Source organism: Sulfurimonas marina, assembly GCF_014905095.1.
Lineage (GTDB): Bacteria > Campylobacterota > Campylobacteria > Campylobacterales > Sulfurimonadaceae > Sulfurimonas > Sulfurimonas marina.
This window is the reverse complement of sequence record NZ_CP041165.1, coordinates 1,733,646-1,752,886: the sequence shown is the minus strand read 5'-3', so window position 1 is coordinate 1,752,886 and position 19,241 is coordinate 1,733,646. Positions and strand designations below refer to the sequence as shown.

Here is a 19,241-nt window from a genome sequence, read left to right as displayed (position 1 = left end):
AGATAACTTTTTAAACAAAAATAGTAAAGAGTTAAATTTTTAATTACTCTATAATCTCATTAAAATATAGAAGGATTATGGAATGGTTAAAAAAATACTGCTTGCTTCATCTGCATTTGCAATTTGTGCATCAACAATTATGGCAGAAGAGCATCATCATGCTAAATCAGGTGAATTTTATCTGGTAGCAAAAGCTTTATATACTACAGGTGAGACTCTAAAAGAGGGTACAGATGTCACACTTGAGGGGAAAGCAGGTCGTGGTATAGGTATCGATATCGGTTATACATTACCGTATCACTTTGCTATTGAATTAGATACATCATATAGTAGAAACAATGTAACTGAAGATGACGGTGTTGAAATTGTAGATGCAGTTGCCAAATATTGGACATATGCAGCAGATGTTACATATACATATCCTGTAACACATTCTATCGGTATTATGGGAAAAATCGGATACGAATTTGAACATGAAAAAATTGATGAGCTTGGTGTTAATCTAAACGATAACGGTATGGTATACGGTGGAGGTATCGAATACCACATTAATGAGCATTATGAAGCATTAGTAGAGTATGAAGGCAGTACTATCGATTCTGTTCGCGGGTCAAGTGTATATGCAGGGATTAAATATATTTTCTAATTTTGATATAAACGCGCCTATTGAGATATAAAATTTCAATAGGCAATCATTTAATGCTGATAGTACTTTGAACTATCTTTAGATGTTTGTCCAGTCTATTGATAGTTCAAAATAGTATCAGCTCTTTGTTAACTCTTTTGTCAGTGTTAAAACATCTAAAGGTTTATAATAGAAATAACCTTGTGCCTCGACACATCCGTTTTTCACTAAAAATTCTGCTTGCTCTTTTGTTTCCACACCCTCAGCAATAACTTCAAGATTTAAACTGTTAGCAATAGAGATAATCGCTCTTGTTAATTCCCTATCATCTTTATCAACAAGTGCATCCATAACAAAAGATTGATCAATCTTTAGCTTGTCTATCGGCAGTCTTTTAATATAAGAGAGAGAAGAGTGCCCTGTTCCAAAGTCGTCTATGGCAAGCCTTATCCCTATATCTTTAAGTTGTTGAAGCATAAAAATAGCTTGTTTAGGATTTTTCATAACCTGTGTTTCAGTTACTTCAAACATCAAGTTGTCAGTAGATATTTTTGCATTTTTGATAGTGGTTTTAACAAACTCTATAAAGTCTTCATGGTTGAGTTGTATCATTGAAAGGTTTATAGATAAAACACCTACATCGAGACCAAGATCGATCCATTTTTGAAATTGTTTCATAGCATCTTGCATAACTTGTCTGTCTATTTCTACAATAAGACCTGTATCTTCAGCTAACGGGATAAACTTTCCAGGAGGTACTAAACCTGTTTGTGGATGATTCCACCTTACTAATGCTTCCATCCCGATAATTTTGTTATCGTTAATATTTACCTGTGGTTGAAAATAAACCTCAAACTCTCTGTTTACGATCGCTTCTCTTAGTTGCGTTTCTAAAGTGATACGTTCATACGCTTTTTCCGTCATATCGTTTGTATAGAACTGATAGGTATTTCTCCCTCTGTCTTTTGCTTTATACATTGCTGCATCAGCATTTTTTAGCAACTCTTCGGGAGTTTTCCCATGTAAAGGATACATAGCTATACCGATACTACATGTAACATAAAATTGACGATGTGCGATAATAAACGGTTTTCTAAAGAGTTCCATAATCTTTTGCAGGATTTGTATAATGTCGTTTTCACTATGCAGCTCATTAAGCAGAACCGTAAACTCATCACCTCCCATACGTGCCACCGAATCGTTTCCTCTTAAAACACTCTCGATATATTCACCTACAATGATTAATAACTTATCGCCAAAATCATGCCCGAAAGAATCATTTATCTCTTTAAAGTGATCGAGATCGATAAAAAGCACTGCAAACTTTTCTTTGCTACGCAGTGTATTTTTGATACTTTGTTGGAGTCTGTCAAGAAATAGAAGTCTGTTGGGCAGGTCTGTTAATGCATCGTACTGTGCTTGATGTTGTAGGAGGATTGAACGCTCATCAAAAGCTTTTGCAAGCTCTTCAAGTTCATCATTAGTTCCAAGAGGACTGCATAAAACTTCACTTTTATTATCGGAGTTTTTTACTCTGTGAAATAGTGTAAGAATAGGATCTGTAATACCGTTTGCCAACATATTCGATAAAATCATCCCAATTGAGATAAACACTACACCAAGTAGTAAAAGTTTTAAAAATATATCTTGTAGAGGGGCCATATAGATTTTTTTAGGCAGGCCTATCTCTAGAATAACATTTAATTGCTCTAAATACGAACCGTTCTCTACAGTATGTAAAGATGAATGGTAAGTTATATCTTTGTAAAAATTTGATGAAAAAATATTTATATTATCATGAAAGAGTTTTATATAGATATCATCGTTATTTGTTAAGGCTCTTTGTGCAACATGACCCATTTTAAAGACAACTATGGCTGCCCCTTGAGTTGTGTTATAGTATTCGATCGGTGCAATGATAACGAGTTTATCATCACCTTTTTCAATATAGTAAGATACTTTGCCAAGTGCAAGAGCTGCCCGAAGTCTCGGAGACTGATTGTAAAGAGGTATATTTTTTTGCGTTTGAAAAATTGCTCTGCCGTCAAAGTCGACTATATTTAAATAGAGGACATCTTTACCCTCCATAAAGTTATCTACCAAAGGGGGAAGGTATGCTTTTCTTCCGTTTTTATCTATGAGAGAGTTTACTATTAGTTCATTCTTTGTTAAAAGAACAGTATTGTCAATTAGATAACCTATCCTTTGATCAAGCTTTCCGTAAACAGAGTGGGCTCTTGTTTTTAAAAGTGCATCCATTTGCGCACTCATGTGGGAGTTTACAATAAAGAGTACGAGTAATGTAATAGAAAAAAGAGCAAAAGCAATAAGAGCACTAATAAGTACTACCACTCTTACTTTGATACTTTTAAATGCTAACGACCTTAGTATAAAATCCATATCTAATAACTCTTTCTTTTATTTGTCTGTAATTGGTACAAGATGACCCTCTTTATTATATCTGGCCATATAGTAATCTCTACCGTCTAAAGCATCATGATCTTCTGTGCTAAATGCCGGCGTATAGTTTTTTATTACCCCTTGATAATTCGGTAAATTTTCAAGTGCGTTTTTTATTTTTGTTTTATCTAGTGAACCAGCTTTTTCAATAGCAAGTGCCAAAAGATAAACTACGTCATAAGCTTGGGCAACACCCGTTGATGATTTTATCTCTTTAGCTTTTTCTACTGAATATTTAGTTCTGTATCTATCTAAAAGATGTTTCCCTTTTACATTTAGTTTGTTATCAAAAGAGAAGGTCTGAAAAATGCTTAAATCTAACTCTTTTATAGTCTCTTCATTCTTTTTGAAAAAATCCCCACTGGTAATACCCCAATGTGAAATGATAGGTAAACTTTTTTTACGGTTTTTGACCCCCTCAAGTATTTTTGAAGCTTCAATAGGGTTCGCCACCATAATAACACAATCTGCATCTGAATTTACGATTTCAGTAATCTCTTTATCAAAACTGTTTTGTCCACGATTGAAAACAACTTCAGCAGCTTCTGTAATATTGCGCTTTTTAAAATATTGTTTCATCAGTTTTAAATTGTTTCGACCCCAGACAGAATTGACTACAATTATAGCAGGCTTATTATATTTTTTTAGTGTGTATTTTGCAAGAAAATTAGCCACAATATTATCATTTGCCGATACACGAAAAATATAATTGTCTTTGTAACCGTTGTTTACAAGTCCTGCCGTAGCGGCCCATGGGATCAAATAAGGTATTTTTAGTTTTTGTATAGTCTCGATCTCTGCTGAGATAACAGGGCCGTGAACACCTCCGATAATTGCCGCAAGGTGTTTATTTTCAGCAAACTCTTGAATATTTTGAACCCCTTTACTGGCAATAGCTCTATGGTCTTTGACAATAACTTCTAAGTGTCTTCCAAGCAGACCACCCTTTTTATTGATCTCCTCAACCGCTATCTCAGCACCGCGTTTTATAGCTAAGCCGGCAACTTTGGAGTCCGCAGATACATCAGTATCTATCCCTATTAAGATGTGGTTTTCATGATTTAGATGAGAACCATATTTATTGTAGAGAAGCTCTTTGGTTTTTGAGATGATATCTGAACCGATAATATCTTCAAACTCTTCAGCAATATGGGCTGTTTTTTTAGCAAATCTTTGACGTTCTTGAGCACTTATTTGATGGATTTGCACACCACTTTGTTCAATTATGTCTAAAAGTTTCGCTTCACGTCTTTGTGTCTCTTCTCTCTCCCAAGGAGTTACATCTTTTGCGCTCTCTAGAAGAATCATTTGAATATTTTGCGGGAGTTTGTTGAATGTTTTCTCACTAAAAGAGAGGACATATCCAAGATAAGCGTGCTCGCTTAAAGTAAGATCTGACTGTTCTTCATGAAATCCCATACTTACAATAGCTATTAAAGGATTTTCCTGCCCGTCTACAACTTTATCGTGGAGTGCTTGTTTTGTAGAGTGAAAGTCTATAGGAACAGGCTCGGCACCAAAGGATCTGAACTGTTCCATGATGATTCGGCTTTTCATAACACGAATTTTTTTATCTTTAAAATCCTCTACAGAGCGTAGGGGTTCATTTGCCGTGAAGTGTTTAAAACCGTTTTCCCAGAAAGCAACACCGATAAGACCGATAGGTTTTAGACGATTAAGAATCATCTGTCCGGGTTCACCGTCTAACATATCATAAACATCCTGGCGTGACGGAAAATAAAACGGAAGATCTGCATACTGCATAGAAGGTACCGCTACACTCATCTTTGCCGTAGGTGTTAAAATGATATCTATATCACCCTCTCTTGCCATCTCTACCATTTGATGGTCATTTCCTAATTGTTGAGAAGGGAATATATCGATAATTACATGAGAATTTGTCTTTTGTTTTACCTCTTGTGCAAATTTTACAGCAGCTTCATGCATAGCGCTGTCTACGGGAATATTATGTCCAAACTTTAGATGTATTACATCAGTTTTAGTGGAGTTTTCTATTGTAGTTGGTGCAGTATCTTTACCCAGCGGCATGAAAACCCATACCAGAAAAATAGTTGTTAGGAGTAAGATAAAAAGGATACTGAGTTTTTTCATTATTAATCACTTCATAAGATATAAAGGTAAATTATATACAAAAAGACTTAAAATATTTATTGTCCCCAATTAGTTATAATTCCACCTATGAAAAAAGAACCTAATTTTACAGTAGCATCACCATATCAACCAGCCGGAGATCAGCCTCAGGCGATCGAGAAGTTAGCTAATTCGATTTTAGCAGGGAACCAGTACCAAACACTAGTAGGTGTAACGGGAAGTGGAAAAACCCATACAATGGCTAGAATCATCGAAAAAGTAAAACGCCCGACGATCATTATGACCCATAATAAAACTTTGGCGGCACAGCTTTATTCTGAATTTCGTCAGTTTTTTCCAAACAATCATGTTGAGTATTTTGTATCTTACTACGATTATTATCAACCTGAAGCGTATATCCCCCGTCAAGATCTTTTTATTGAAAAAGATAGTGCGATCAATGATGAGCTTGAGCGTCTTCGTTTAAGTTCTACGGCAAATCTTCTTTCATATGATGATGTTATTGTAATTGCTTCAGTTTCTGCAAACTATGGTTTGGGAGATCCCGAAGAGTATATGACTATGGTACAAGCGATCGAAGTAGGGGATGAGATCAATCAAAAACAACTGTTGCTTCGTTTGGTAGAGATGGGTTACTCTCGTAACGACTCATACTTTGACAGCGGGCATATTCGTGTAAACGGTGAGTCTATTGACGTGTATCCTCCGTACTTTGAACAAGAAGCGATCCGCATTGAGTTTTTTGGAGATGAGATCGAAGCTATCTATACGTTTGACGTGATTGATAACAAAAAACTCGAAGAGCATAAAAGTTTTACGATCTATGCAACAAGCCAGTTCAGTGTTTCTCAAGACAAAATGGCGCTAGCTATTAAAAGAATTGAAGAGGAGCTTGATGAGAGGCTTGAATATTTTCAAAAAGAGGGAAAACTTGTTGAATACCAGCGTTTAAAACAACGTGTTGAGTTTGATCTTGAGATGCTTGAGACTACGGGTATGTGTAAAGGGATCGAGAACTATTCAAGACTTTTAACAAATAAAAAACCGGGTGAAGCACCTTTTACATTGCTAGATTATTTTGAGGTAAATCACAAAGATTATCTTGTGATCGTGGATGAATCACACGTTTCACTTCCTCAGTACAGAGGGATGTATGCAGGGGACAGGGCTAGAAAAGAGGTGCTAGTAGAGTATGGTTTTAGACTTCCTTCAGCACTAGATAACCGTCCTCTGAAACTTGACGAGTATATTCACAAAGCGCCGCACTATCTTTTTGTTTCAGCGACACCGAATGAGTATGAACTAGAGCGATCTGCTGTAAAAGCGGAACAGATTATTCGTCCGACTGGACTCTTAGATCCTATCGTTGAGGTAAAACCATCAGATAACCAGGTGGAAGATATTCACGATGAGATCAAAAAAATCATCGAAAAAGATGAGCGTATACTTGTTACGGTTCTTACGAAAAAGATGGCTGAAGCACTTACAAAATATCTTGCAGACCTTGGAATAAAGGTACAGTATATGCACTCGGATATAGATACGATCGAGCGTAACCAGATCATCCGATCATTGCGTCTTGGAGAGTTTGATGTACTAATAGGTATCAACTTGCTTCGTGAAGGTTTAGACCTGCCTGAAGTGAGTTTAGTAGCTATATTAGATGCAGATAAAGAGGGCTTTTTACGAAGCGAAACAGCATTAATTCAAACGATCGGGCGTGCAGCAAGAAATGAAAACGGAAGAGTTATCCTTTATGCCAACAAGGTCACGGGCTCAATGCAGCGCGCAATGGATACAACAGCATACAGACGTGAGATACAGGAGCAGTTTAACAAAGAGCATGGCATCACTCCAAAAACAACAAAAAGAACACTCGATGAAAACTTGAAGATTGAAGATGGCGGCGGATTGTATCAAAAACATAAAAAAATGGATAAAATGCCTGCTAGCGAGAAAAAAGCAGTGGTAAAAGAGTTGTCATTGAAAATGAAACAGGCTGCAAAAGAGTTAAACTTTGAAGAAGCTGCACGTCTTCGTGATGAGATCGCAAAAATAAAACAGCTGTAAGTCTTTATAGCGGCATAGAGTTATTTTATAAGAGGACAAATCCTCCCTATGGTCTGAGCCTCTTAGAAAACAACTCTATACTGAACTAGAATAATAGAAAACAGATTAAAAAATTAATAATAGGAATATTTACAAATGGAAGAAACATTTAGCTCTTTAGCTACATACGGATATATAGCACTATTTTTATACTCACTTGGCGGTGGTTTTGTAGGACTGATCGCTGCAGGAGTTCTTAGTTACATGGGAAAAATGGACTTAGCTACTTCAATGGCAGTTGCTTTTATGGGTAATATGCTTGGGGATGTACTTCTTTTTTGGCTGACTAGAAATCAAAAACATATGATGATGGAGGGGCTTAGAAAACATAGACGAAAGCTGGCACTTTCTCATATGATGATGAAGAAACACGGGGACTGGGTTATATTTATTCAAAAATATATCTATGGACTTAAAACGATTATTCCGATCGCAATTGCATTAACAAAGTATGACTTTAAAAAGTTTGCATTTCTTAACTTTTTTGCGGCAGCTATATGGGCACTTGTATTTGGACTTGCAAGTTACTTTTTTGGAGCACCGCTTAAAGCATTTGCACTCTATATATCTGAAAATAAATGGTTGGCACCGGTGATTGTTTTTACGATCGGGGGGTTAATTTGGATCTATTTAACAAAGGCTACTAAAAAGTAGTCTTTGTTATTAGAAGTGTTTTATTTTATTTTCGGTCCAGCTGCAGAGTAGTCGAATTCGCTGTCTTCAGTCTGATATTTGTGGAAGTTTTCTACGAACATATTTGCAAGAGTATTTCTTGTTTTATTGAACTCTTCCGTATCTTTCCAAGCATTTTTCGGATTTAATACGCTCGGTTTGATTTCACCTAAAGTTTTAGGAATATTTAAACCAAACACCTCAGTAGTTTCAAATTCACAGTTGTTGATTGAACCGTCTAAGATAGAGTTGATACATTCACGAGTATCTTTGATGCTCATACGTTTACCAGTACCGTATTTTCCACCAGTCCATCCAGTGTTAACAAGGTAAACATTTACACCGTGTTTATCGATTTTTTCACCTAAAAGTTTTGCATAAACTGTTGGGTGAAGTGGTAAGAAAGCTTCTCCGAAACATGCAGAGAATGTTGCTACCGGCTCAGTAATACCACGCTCAGTTCCTGCAACTTTTGCAGTATAACCACTTAAGAAGTAGTACATTGCTTGTTCACGAGTAAGTTTAGATACCGGAGGAAGTACACCAAATGCATCTGCAGTTAAGAAGATGATGTTTTTCGGGTGACCTGCCATAAGATCTTGTTTGTGATTTGGAATGTGTTCAATAGGGTAAGATACACGAGTATTTTCAGTTTTTGAACCGTCATCATAATCAACTTCACCATCATCATTTGTTACAACGTTTTCTAAAAGAGCGTCTTTTTTGATCGCGCTGTAGATTTCAGGTTCACTTTTTGGATCAAGGTTGATAACTTTCGCATAACATCCACCTTCGAAGTTAAATACCCCGTGATTGTCCCAACCATGCTCGTCATCACCGATAAGTGCGCGGTTTGGATCTGTTGAAAGTGTAGTTTTTCCTGTTCCTGAAAGTCCGAAGAATAGTGCAGTGTCACCATCTTTTCCAACATTCGCAGAACAGTGCATAGAAAGTTTACCCTCTAATGGTAACCAGTAGTTCATCATAGAGAAGATACCTTTTTTCATCTCTCCACCGTAGTATGTACCACCAATAATTGCTATGTTTCTTTCAACATCGAACATAACGAAAACTTCTGAGTTAAGTCCGTGTTCTTTCCATTTGTCATTTACTGTTTTACAAGCGTTAAGTACTGTAAAGTCAGATTTGAAAACTTCAAGTTCAGCAGAAGTTGGGCGGATAAACATGTTTTTTACAAAGTGAGATTGCCATGCGATTTCTGATACGAAACGTACAGAACGCTTAGAAGCTGGAGATGAGCCACAGAAAACATCTGTAACATATAAGTCTTTATTTGAAAGTTGTTCACAAGCAACTTCATAAAGCTCTTCAAAAATATCTTGAGATACGGGTTTATTTACATCGCCCCACGCGATATATTTGTTTGATGGATCGCGTTCGACAAAGTATTTATCCATTGGGCTACGTCCAGTGAAAATACCTGTGTCGACTGCGGTCGCACCTTGGTTGGTTGCTTCCACTTCATGATTGGCCAGCTCATGTTTATGAAGCTCGTCATAGCTTAAGTTGTGAAAGACTTGACCAATACTTTTTAGTCCTAAATCTTCTAATTCTTTAATGTCCATTTTTTACCTTCGGGGTATTTTAAAAAATTGATACCTGTATCTTAGTATCATCTAAGAGGTGAAATTATACAACTTCTATACCTAAATTAAAAGTAAAATGTTGAGAATATTCCAATATTTTACAAAATTCGCCCCGCTATAAAACTTTTTTTAACTATCCAAATTAATTTAAGATTTTTTGGATAAAATTCTATTCTCTTTTTTAAGTGGTCGCGTAACTCAGTGGTAGAGTGCTTCCTTGACATGGAAGTGGTCGTTGGTTCAAGTCCAATCGTGACCACCATTTATATCTTATCCTTATCCTAAAATAATTATATATTTTATTTTAAATATCTGACTTTATAAAGAATGCACAATATTTTTGTTCTGTATTTTTTGGTGTAATATGGATGAACTCTTCACTTTTAACCAAACTCAAACCTTTTGGCAGTTCATTTTTGATAATATCGCTGCTATATTGTGCTGTTTTTAAACCGGCACACTCTGTTTCTCCGTTTATTGCAAAAGTATTTATGATTGCAATACCGTCAGGCAGTAAACTTTCTTTTAAAGCTTCAAAATATTTTTTTCTGTCTGAAGGGTTTAGTAAAAAGTGAAACATAGCTCTATCGTGCCATACTTTAAACTTTTGTTTCGGTTTAAAGTTGAGAATATCTGAACAGTTAAAAGTAGGGATCTCTGCATTCTCACCAAGTCTTTTTTTGACAGTCTCCAATGGTTCTGCAGCCGCATCAAGTAAAGAGATGTTCTTATATGCCTCTGCGATCAAGTTATCAACAAGTAAAGAAGCTCCACAGCCAACATCTATAATAGGATCATCTTTAGATGCATATTGTTGAATCTGTTCAAGCGATCTGCTTGGGTGTGTTTGGTGCCATAGTACCTGTGTATAATCTCTTGTATTAAAAAAATTATTCCAGTAATCTTTTCGTACTTCATCTAGAGGTTTTTTGATGGCTCTGAAGAGGGCACCTTGTGTAGTCTCTGCTGTTGTGTAATGTGTTAAGCCCTTAAACTCAATATTTTCAAAACCGGCTTGCTTCATTATGTTTATAAGTTCATCTTTACGTAATGTTCCGGCGACACAGTTCGCCCAATCCTCTTGTTCTGAAGAGCAGCAGGCAGTTGCTTGTTCGGAACAACACTCACTTGAGCTTTTTGTGATATCGATCATATCTGCAAACATCAACCTTCCATTAGGTTTTAGTATTCTGTGAATCTCAGCAAAGACACTCTCTTTACAAGCCGTTAAATTAATCGCTCCATTTGAGATCACAACATCTATGCTGTTTTCTTCAAGACCGGTATCATCAAAGCTAGATTCTTTTACAATTACATTTGTAAGTCCGGCAAGTTCAGCGTGATATTTCGCTTTTTCAACCATCTTAGGAGTTATGTCTATGCCGATTGCCTGACCTTTATCTCCAACTTTTAATGCACTTACGAGTAAATCAACACCTGCACCGCATCCAAGATCAACAACACTCTCTCCTTCTTGAATCTCACCCAGAGAAAAAGGATTACCCACTGCGGCACAATACTCCCATACTTCAGAAGGAAGTTTCTCAATCCATTCTTGTTTATAACGATGAGCCTTGGCATTTTCAAGGCCTTTATCCCATCCAAAATCTTTTTGTGGATTATTTGCCAGTTCTGTATAGAGGGTAATTATTTGTGTTGTATCTGCCATTTAAGGGTACTCCATATATGATGCTAAAAATTTAAATAAGATCGCAATTATAGTATAAACCAGATATTTGTCTTCGAAAACTCTAAATATTTTTAATATTGTATTTAGAATGAATTAAGTTCATTTTATGAATTGCTGCACTACAATGAGTGGAATGTTCCAAAGGAAAATAGTATGAGTTTAAAAAAGAAAGTTCAAGAGCTCAAAAGAGACTTAATACTTGAAGAGGCATCAAAACTCTTCCAAAATGAGGGTTATGAAAATATGAAAGTAGCAGAGCTGGCCTCAAATGTCGGTGTGTCAGTTGGCTCTATCTACACAATTTTCGGTTCAAAAGAGAACCTTTACAACAACTATATATTGAATCAAATTGATTACTATCTTGAGATACTGGAGAATGAAATAAAAGATGTAAACGATCCGTATGAAAAACTTCAAATACTGACAAACATAAAATTTCAAGCATTTATGTCTCATAAAAATGTACTTCATCTAGGTGTAAATCATCCGCTGTTTTACATAAATACTTACAACATTACCGATGAAGATGATGTTATGATGCATGTATATAAATTTATTAGCGAAAATATAATGGAGCCTTTAAGAGAAAAAGTAAAAACTTCTAAAACTTCATTGGAAATGACCCTGTTGTATGATAGTATTAGTACTGCAATGGTGAAATACTGGGTTATTGTAAATGATGATTTGCTCCAAAAAAGCGATGAGCTGGTGGAGAGTTTTTTATTACTGGTTGAGAACAGATGAAAGGGAGAGTTATGGATAAGATGAAACTACTTTTATTAACAGTTTTCGCAACTATCAGCTTATGGGGTGCACCACAATCTGCAGAAGTAGATGTTGCTATTGTAATGGATGCACAAACTTCTCAGTATCAAAATATCAAAGATGAACTCTCAACAGAACTCAAAGTGATGACACAAAGTGAATTTAAAATTCATTTTTTAAACCCTTTAGTTATTGACTGGTCGACTTCTCAAGCTCATGCGGCATTAGAGAGATTACAAAACGATCCAAAGGTTGATATGATCATTACGATAGGTCTGGTCTCTGCAAATACTGCTTTTAAAAAAACAAAACTTAAAAAACCAACTTTTGCACCTTATCTATTACATTTCGAACAACAATCTCAAACTACTAAAGCAAATATGAACTATCTTGCTTTTGGAACCCCTTTTGATGTTGCACTTAATGACTTTTTAAATGTTGTAAGTTTTAAAAATATGACCCTTATCGTAGATGAAAAACTCTCATCTTCACTTCCTAATGCAATGGAGAGTTTGAAAAGATCTACTTTAAACAGAGGGATTAATTTCCATGTTGTTGTAAGCGGTTCTAAAAACCTGCTTGAACAAATACCTGCTGATACTCAGGCCGTTATGCTTACACCGCTTCCATCTTTAAGTAGTGGATCGAAACAAAAGCTAATAGACACTTTAGTGCAGAAACGTCTTCCAAGTTACTCTTTAGGAGATGACCTAAATGTTTATGACGGGGTTATGATGTCATCGGTATCGACTGAAAATACATCTAGAAGGATTAGACAGTTAGCACTAAATATTCAAGCCGTATTGCGAGGTGAAGAAGCGCAACAATTGCCTACAAAATTTGAAGACAAACACCAACTTCTGATCAATTTAAATACTACAAATAAAATTGGTGTCTATCCCTCTTTTGAACTTCTTAATAAAGCAAAAGTGATAGGGGATGGCGAAGTGATAGAAGGGAAGGCACTGAGTTTAAGCGATGTTGCCAAACTGGCAATAAAAAACAATCTTTATATTATTGCAGGAGAACTTGGAATAAAACAGGAAGATGAAAACATCAAAGAGGTTCGCTCCGTCTTACTCCCTCAAATTAGAGGTAGTCTCTCATATACACAGCAAAACAGTGATAATGTATATGTAAAAAACGGTTTTTATGCCGAGAAAAGTTCAATGGGTGCTATTAAAGTTCATCAGGTTCTTTTTTCAGAAAAAGCTTTGGCTGCTTTAGAGATACAAAAAAAAGTAAAAGCTGCCACTGTAGCACAGCAGCGTACATTAGAGATGGATGTTGTGGAACAAGCTACAACAATGTTTTTAAATATACTCATTGCACAGACACAATTGAAAGTAGAAAAAGAGAATCTAAAACTGACCAAGTCCAATCTAGAGATGGCACAAGCTCGTGTAGATGCAGGAACCTCTGATCTTTCCGATCTTTATCATTGGGAGAGTAGAATCGCTACTTCAAAACAGCGTGTACTTCAGGAAAAAGCGGGTGTAGAACAGGCGAAAGATGCACTTAATTTGATTTTAAACCGTCCTATAACACAGAGAATAAAAACTACGCCTGCTACATTAGAAGATCCGGCGTTACTTATCAGCAATAAAGAACTCCTCTCTTTGATCTCAAATGAAAATGAACTAAAGCGTATAAATGATTATATTGTTCAAGAGGGGTTAAAAAATGCATCGGAGTTGCAGATGTACAACGGGTACATAGCTGCTCAAAAGCGTAAGCTGACATCGGATCGTAGAACGTACTTCTCACCAGATGTTGAGTTTGTGGGAGAGGTATCGAGAGTTTTTGATGAACAACGTAACCCTGCATCAGGTTTTAGTTTGGAAGATCAAACCAATTGGAGTGCAAGTGTTGTCCTTTCACTCCCTTTATACGAGGGGAGTGCTAGAGGTGCCCGTTCATCACATTCTCAGCTTAAATTGCAGCAATTGCAACTCTCAAAAGAGCAAGAGGAAAACTCAATAGAGCAACAGATCCGTTACGATCTCCATACTATCCGCTCTAGTTATCCCTCTATCGAACTGACACAACAAGCAGCAAAAGCGGCCAAAAAAAGTTTTGAGCTTGTGCAAAACAACTATGCAAAAGGGACTCGTTCTATGACCGATCTGCTTGTAGCCCAAAATGAAACCCTTTTGGCTGATCAAAGATCTGCAAGTGCCATCTATAAGTTTCTAACAGATCTGATGAACTTGCAAAGAGATATGGGAAGGTTTGACTTTTTTATGGATGAATCTGAGCGTAAATCGTTTACAAAAGAGTTTTTCTCAACTTTAGAAAATTCACATAACCAATCACACAAAACATCAAAGGCAAAAGAATGAATAAAACTGTTTTAAAAAAGGTTCTCTTCGGAGTTTTAGTTGTTGGCGCTTTCATCATATATTACATGATGGAAAACTTAAATTCAAATCAGCTGAGTGATGCCTTTGCATCAGGAAACGGGCGCCTTGAGATGACGGAAGTTGATATAGCTACGAAGTATCCGGGACGGGTAAAAGATGTATTGGTGCAAGAGGGTGAGATAGTTTCAAAAGGTCAGTTAATGGCTAAACTTGATACCAAAGAGTTAGAGGCAAGGTTAAAACAAACAGAAGCGATGGTGCAGCAGGCTATTCAGCAAAAAGAGTATTCAAAAGCAATAGTAGCTCAACGCAAAAGCGAATTGTCTCTTGCACAAAAGAATTTAGAACGTTCAAAATCACTCTATGTAAATAAAAATATTTCTTTAGTACAGCTGCAACAAGATGAAACAAGACTCAAAAGTGCAAAAGCAGCTCTAGCAGCTGCAAAAGCTCAGGTTGTCAGTGCCGAGGCTTCAATAGAAGCGGCAAAGGCGCAAGTAGAGACTATAAAAGTCAATATTGAAGAGTGTAGTTTATATGCTCCGATCAACGCTAGGGTGTTATATAAACTAGTTGAACCGGGTGAGATTGTCGGCAGCGGTACAAAACTATATACTCTTTTAGATGTAACTGATACATTTATGACAATATTTCTACCTACTGCTGATGCAGGACGTGTGGCAATAGGGAGTGAAGCACGTATTATGATCGATGCATTGCCAAACAAGCCGATACCCGCTTTTGTATCTTTTGTTTCTCCTGAGGCACAGTTTACTCCAAAGGAGATTGAAACTGATAAGGAGCGTGCAAAACTTATGTTCCGCATAAAAGTAAAGGTTGATCCAAAAATTATAAAAGATGGTTTTAAAAGTGCCAAAAGCGGTCTTCCGGGTGTTGCTTATGTGCGTTTAGAGAGTTCAACGCCGTGGCCACTATATCTTGAAGTTACAGAGAATAATAAAACTGCTCCATGAAACCGGTTGTCCATATAGAAAACCTTTCTCATCACTATGGTAATACGATAGCGGTAGATAATGTAAGTTTAGATATACCCTCAGGATGTATGGTTGGTTTTATAGGCCCTGACGGTGTGGGTAAATCAAGTGTACTTGCATTGCTCTCAGGGGTTCGTAAACTGCAAAAAGGTTCTATCGAAGTACTTGATCATAATATTGATTTGCAAAATGACAGAAATGCTATAGGGCCACGCATTGCATTTATGCCTCAAGGTTTAGGCAAAAACCTTTATATGTCACTCTCAGTTGAAGAGAACATCGATTTTTTCGGCCGTCTGTTTGGTCAAAGCAAGGCTGAGAGAAAAGCAAGAATTACAGAACTATTAGCCAGTACGGGGCTGACTCCCTTTAGAGATCGTCCGGCAGGAAAATTATCTGGAGGGATGAAACAAAAACTGGGACTTTGTTGTGCCCTGATTCACGATCCAGAACTTTTAATACTTGATGAGCCGACAACGGGTGTAGACCCGCTCTCCAGACGTCAGTTTTGGGAGCTTGTTGAGAGAATTCGAAAAAGACGTGAAGGGATGAGTGTCATTATTGCAACGGCTTATATGGAAGAGGCTGAGCGCTTTGACTGGCTTGTTGCGATGGATGAGGGTAAAATTCTCTCTACGGGAACACCTAAAGAACTTCTCTTACAAACGAAAACTACCAATCTTGATGAAGCATTTATCGCTTTACTTCCTGAAGCAAAACGACAAGGGCATGAACTTTTACAAATTCCTCCACGCAGAGTTCAAGAAGATGAAACTAAAGCTATCGTTGCCAAAGGTTTGACTATGCGTTTTGGCGACTTTACTGCTGTTGATGATGTAAGTTTCTCTATTGAACGTGGTGAAATTTTTGGATTTTTAGGTTCAAACGGTTGTGGGAAAACAACAACTATGAAGATGTTAACGGGGTTATTAACCCCTTCTAGCGGAGAATCATGGCTATTTGAACAACCGACAGATGCTCAGGATATGGCTACGAGAAATCAAGTAGGCTATATGACGCAATCTTTTTCTCTTTATAGTGAGCTAACAGTAGTTCAGAACCTTATGCTCCATGCAAGATTGTTTCACATTCCAAAAGAGAAGATTAAAAAGCGTATTGATGAGATGATAGAGCGTTTTGATTTAGAGCATTACAAAGACTCTTTAACGGCTGATCTTCCTTTAGGAATCCGTCAGCGCCTCTCTTTAGCTGTAGCGGTTGTACACCATCCTAAAATGCTTATACTTGACGAACCGACTTCCGGAGTTGACCCGATATCTAGGGATCGTTTCTGGGAGCTGCTGATAGACCTCTCTCGTAATGACGGTGTAACTATATTTGTCTCAACTCACTTTATGAATGAGGGTGAGCGCTGTGACAGAATATCACTGATGCATGAGGGGCGTGTACTTGCAAGTGATACACCTGAAGCACTAACAAAACAACGAAATAAAGAAACACTTGAAGAAGCATTTATCGAGTATTTGGAAGAAGCAAGCGGAGTTAAGGGAGAAAAAGAGAGTGAAGCTGAAGTGGTAGAGTTTGAACAGTCAAAACAACCGAACCGTTTTTTTAGCCCGCTGCGTCTTTTTGGTTACAGCTATCGTGAAACACTAGAACTTTTGCGTGATCCGATACGCCTTATGTTCGCTTCATTAGGTACAATTTTACTTATGCTCACTTTGGGATATGGGATCACAATGGATGTAGAGGATCTGCGTTTTGCAGTGCTCGATCAAGATCGCACACCTCAAAGCCGTGACTATATTCAAAACCTTTCAGGATCCAGATATTTTCTCGAACAATCCCCTATCTATTCCCAAGATGAACTTGAACAGCGTATGCGAAGTGGAAAGATTGCCGTTGCCCTTGAGATACCGCCCGGTTTTGGGCGTAATTTGAAACAGGGACGAGATGTTGAGATCGGTGTATGGATCGATGGAGCTATGCCTTTTAGGGCAGAGACTATTAAAGGGTATATAAGCGGGATGCATTATAACTATATACTTTCATTAGCTCGTCAAACTCTAGGATATACTCCAAGCTTGTCTGCTGCAAATATCGAAATGCGTTACCGTTATAACCAAGACTTTAAAAGTATCTATGCAATGGTTCCGGCCGTTATTCCGATGTTACTGGTTTTTATACCTTCTATTTTAATGGCACTGAGTATTGTACGTGAAAAAGAGCTCGGCTCCATTACCAACTTCTATGCAACTCCTGTGACCCGCTTTGAGTTTTTACTCGGGAAGCAGCTTCCATATATCGTGATCAGTATGATAGGTTTTTTAGGACTGATTCTTTTTGCAATATTTCTTTTTGGAGTGCCGCTAAAAGGGAGCTTGACAACTCTTATTGTTGGAGCACTGCTTTTTGTTACCACTACAACGGGGATGGGACTGTTAATATCTGCTTTTGCCAGAACACAGATTGCAGCGATTGCCGGGACAGCCATACTTACACTTTTACCGACAATCAGTTTTTCAGGATTAAAAGACCCCGTGAGTTCCTTAGAAGGGGTAGGGGCTTTTATCGGGGAGATATTCCCGGCAACATTTTTTATTAATATCAGTCGGGGTGTTTTTAGTAAGGCCTTGGAGTTCAAAGATTTAACCCATGACTTGATGGGATTAACTGCAGCCGTGATCGTAATTACGCTGCTTAGTGCAATGGCACTGAAAAAACAGGAACAGTAATGAAAAAAAGGCTATTAAACATATGGTATTTAGGTCTCAAAGAGCTTCAAAGTCTTTGGCAGGATAAAGTTATGTTGTTTTTGATCATATATTCATTTTCTCTAGGTATTTACATAGGTGCAACCTCTGCAAGTTCAGAGTTAAACAAAGTGCCTATTGCCTTTGTAGATGAAGATCGTTCACCTCTTTCAGCCCGTCTAATGAAAGCTTTTCATGAACCTGAGTTTCTCCCTCCAGCTGTTATCGATGCGGACGAGATCGATAAAAATATGGATGAGGGGATTTATACTTTTGTTATAACTATCCCGCCATCTTTTGAAAAAGAGCTTTTACAGGGGAAACACCCGACTGTGCAAGTTAATATTGATGCGACACGGATGTCTCAGGCGGGAATCGGAGCCGGGTATATCCAACAGATGATCAATGATGAACTCAATATCTTTTTAAACGGTTATAAAACAAGTGCATCATTGCCGATCAACTTGGTAACGAGAATAAAGTTCAATCCTACACTCGATAGTCTGTGGTTTGGAAGTGTAATGAAACTAATTGAGCAGATCTCAATGCTCTCAATCATACTCTCAGGTGCGGCACTAATCCGTGAACGGGAACATGGAACACTCGAACACCTATTGGTTATGCCGCTTAGTGCTACAGAGATAATGCTCTCTAAAGTATGGTCTATGGGGCTGGTAGTTGTTATGTCATCAGCACTTTCTTTATTTCTACTCATTAAGGGGATATTGGCAGTTCCTATTATAGGTTCGGAGTGGCTGTTCTTATTTGGTGCATTGTTAATGCTTTTTGCTACTACCTCAATGGGGATCTTTATGGGGACTGTTGCTAGAACAATGCCGCAACTTGGACTTATTGTTATCTTAACAATCTTACCGCTGCAAGTACTCTCAGGAAGTGTTACCCCTTTTGACAGTATGCCTGAAGGGATTCAGGATGTGATGCTTTTAATGCCTACAAGTCATTTTGTAAGTATGGCTCAAGCTGTTTTATACCGAGGAGCAGGTATTGATGTTGTATGGCCTGAGCTTTTAGCTATTGTTGCTATCGGTATGCTATTTTTCCTTATCTCTTTGGCAATTTTTCGTAAAAGTTTAGCGAGCGAATAGTGATACAAAAGTTTTTATTTTTT

Annotated in this window: 12 protein-coding genes and 1 tRNA gene; 9 read left to right on the top strand and 4 right to left on the bottom strand. The window is 37.4% G+C overall.

Annotated elements, in window-relative coordinates:
- The first annotated feature begins 82 nt into the window (after positions 1–82).
- On the top strand, positions 83–646 hold the full coding sequence (locus FJR03_RS08955) for a porin family protein (protein ID WP_193113168.1): 564 nt from the start codon (positions 83–85) through the stop codon (positions 644–646).
- 117 nt (positions 647–763) lie between these two features.
- Here the strand turns inward: FJR03_RS08955 and FJR03_RS08950 are convergent, their stop codons facing one another.
- Both FJR03_RS08950 and FJR03_RS08945 read right to left on the bottom strand, forming a co-directional pair.
- Positions 764–3,025, bottom strand: coding sequence for a putative bifunctional diguanylate cyclase/phosphodiesterase (locus FJR03_RS08950; protein ID WP_193113167.1), 2,262 nt, complete (start codon positions 3,023–3,025; stop codon positions 764–766).
- An 18-nt stretch (positions 3,026–3,043) separates the two neighbouring features.
- Positions 3,044–5,197, bottom strand: coding sequence for a DctP family TRAP transporter solute-binding subunit (locus tag FJR03_RS08945; RefSeq protein ID WP_193113166.1), 2,154 nt, complete (start codon positions 5,195–5,197; stop codon positions 3,044–3,046).
- A gap of 87 nt (positions 5,198–5,284) precedes the next feature.
- On the opposite strand from FJR03_RS08945, the gene uvrB reads away from it, so the two are divergent.
- Positions 5,285–7,267, top strand: coding sequence for an excinuclease ABC subunit UvrB (uvrB, locus tag FJR03_RS08940; protein ID WP_193113165.1), 1,983 nt, complete (start codon positions 5,285–5,287; stop codon positions 7,265–7,267).
- Between the two features lie 135 nt (positions 7,268–7,402).
- Positions 7,403–7,960 (top strand): DedA family protein, encoded by a 558-nt coding sequence (locus tag FJR03_RS08935; RefSeq protein WP_193113164.1) that lies wholly within the window; start codon positions 7,403–7,405, stop codon positions 7,958–7,960.
- A 20-nt stretch (positions 7,961–7,980) separates the two neighbouring features.
- Here the strand turns inward: FJR03_RS08935 and pckA are convergent, their stop codons facing one another.
- Positions 7,981–9,564: a phosphoenolpyruvate carboxykinase (ATP) gene (gene pckA, locus FJR03_RS08930; protein ID WP_193113163.1), complete on the bottom strand. Its 1,584-nt coding sequence runs from the start codon at positions 9,562–9,564 to the stop codon at positions 7,981–7,983.
- 208 nt (positions 9,565–9,772) lie between these two features.
- Here pckA and FJR03_RS08925 point away from each other — a divergent pair.
- Positions 9,773–9,847 (top strand) — tRNA-Val (locus FJR03_RS08925).
- Between the two features lie 42 nt (positions 9,848–9,889).
- Here the strand turns inward: FJR03_RS08925 and FJR03_RS08920 are convergent.
- Positions 9,890–11,254 (bottom strand): methyltransferase domain-containing protein, encoded by a 1,365-nt coding sequence (locus FJR03_RS08920; RefSeq protein ID WP_193113162.1) that lies wholly within the window; start codon positions 11,252–11,254, stop codon positions 9,890–9,892.
- Positions 11,255–11,428: 174 nt separating this feature from the next.
- Here FJR03_RS08920 and FJR03_RS08915 point away from each other — a divergent pair, with 174 nt between their 5' ends.
- From FJR03_RS08915 to FJR03_RS08895, 5 genes are read left to right on the top strand one after another with little or no spacing between them, the layout of a single operon-like run.
- Positions 11,429–12,019: a TetR/AcrR family transcriptional regulator gene (locus FJR03_RS08915; RefSeq protein WP_193113161.1), complete on the top strand. Its 591-nt coding sequence runs from the start codon at positions 11,429–11,431 to the stop codon at positions 12,017–12,019.
- Between the two features lie 11 nt (positions 12,020–12,030).
- A complete protein-coding gene (locus FJR03_RS08910; RefSeq protein ID WP_193113160.1) occupies positions 12,031–14,382 on the top strand; it encodes a TolC family protein in 2,352 nt (783 codons plus the stop codon).
- On the top strand, positions 14,379–15,377 hold the full coding sequence (locus tag FJR03_RS08905) for an HlyD family secretion protein (protein WP_193113159.1): 999 nt from the start codon (positions 14,379–14,381) through the stop codon (positions 15,375–15,377). Before FJR03_RS08910 ends, FJR03_RS08905 begins: the two co-directional genes overlap by 4 nt.
- Positions 15,374–18,094 (top strand): ribosome-associated ATPase/putative transporter RbbA, encoded by a 2,721-nt coding sequence (gene rbbA, locus FJR03_RS08900; RefSeq protein ID WP_193113158.1) that lies wholly within the window; start codon positions 15,374–15,376, stop codon positions 18,092–18,094. Before FJR03_RS08905 ends, rbbA begins: the two co-directional genes overlap by 4 nt.
- Positions 18,094–19,218: an ABC transporter permease gene (locus FJR03_RS08895; protein ID WP_193113157.1), complete on the top strand. Its 1,125-nt coding sequence runs from the start codon at positions 18,094–18,096 to the stop codon at positions 19,216–19,218. Before rbbA ends, FJR03_RS08895 begins: the two co-directional genes overlap by 1 nt.
- Positions 19,219–19,241: the final 23 nt, after the last annotated feature.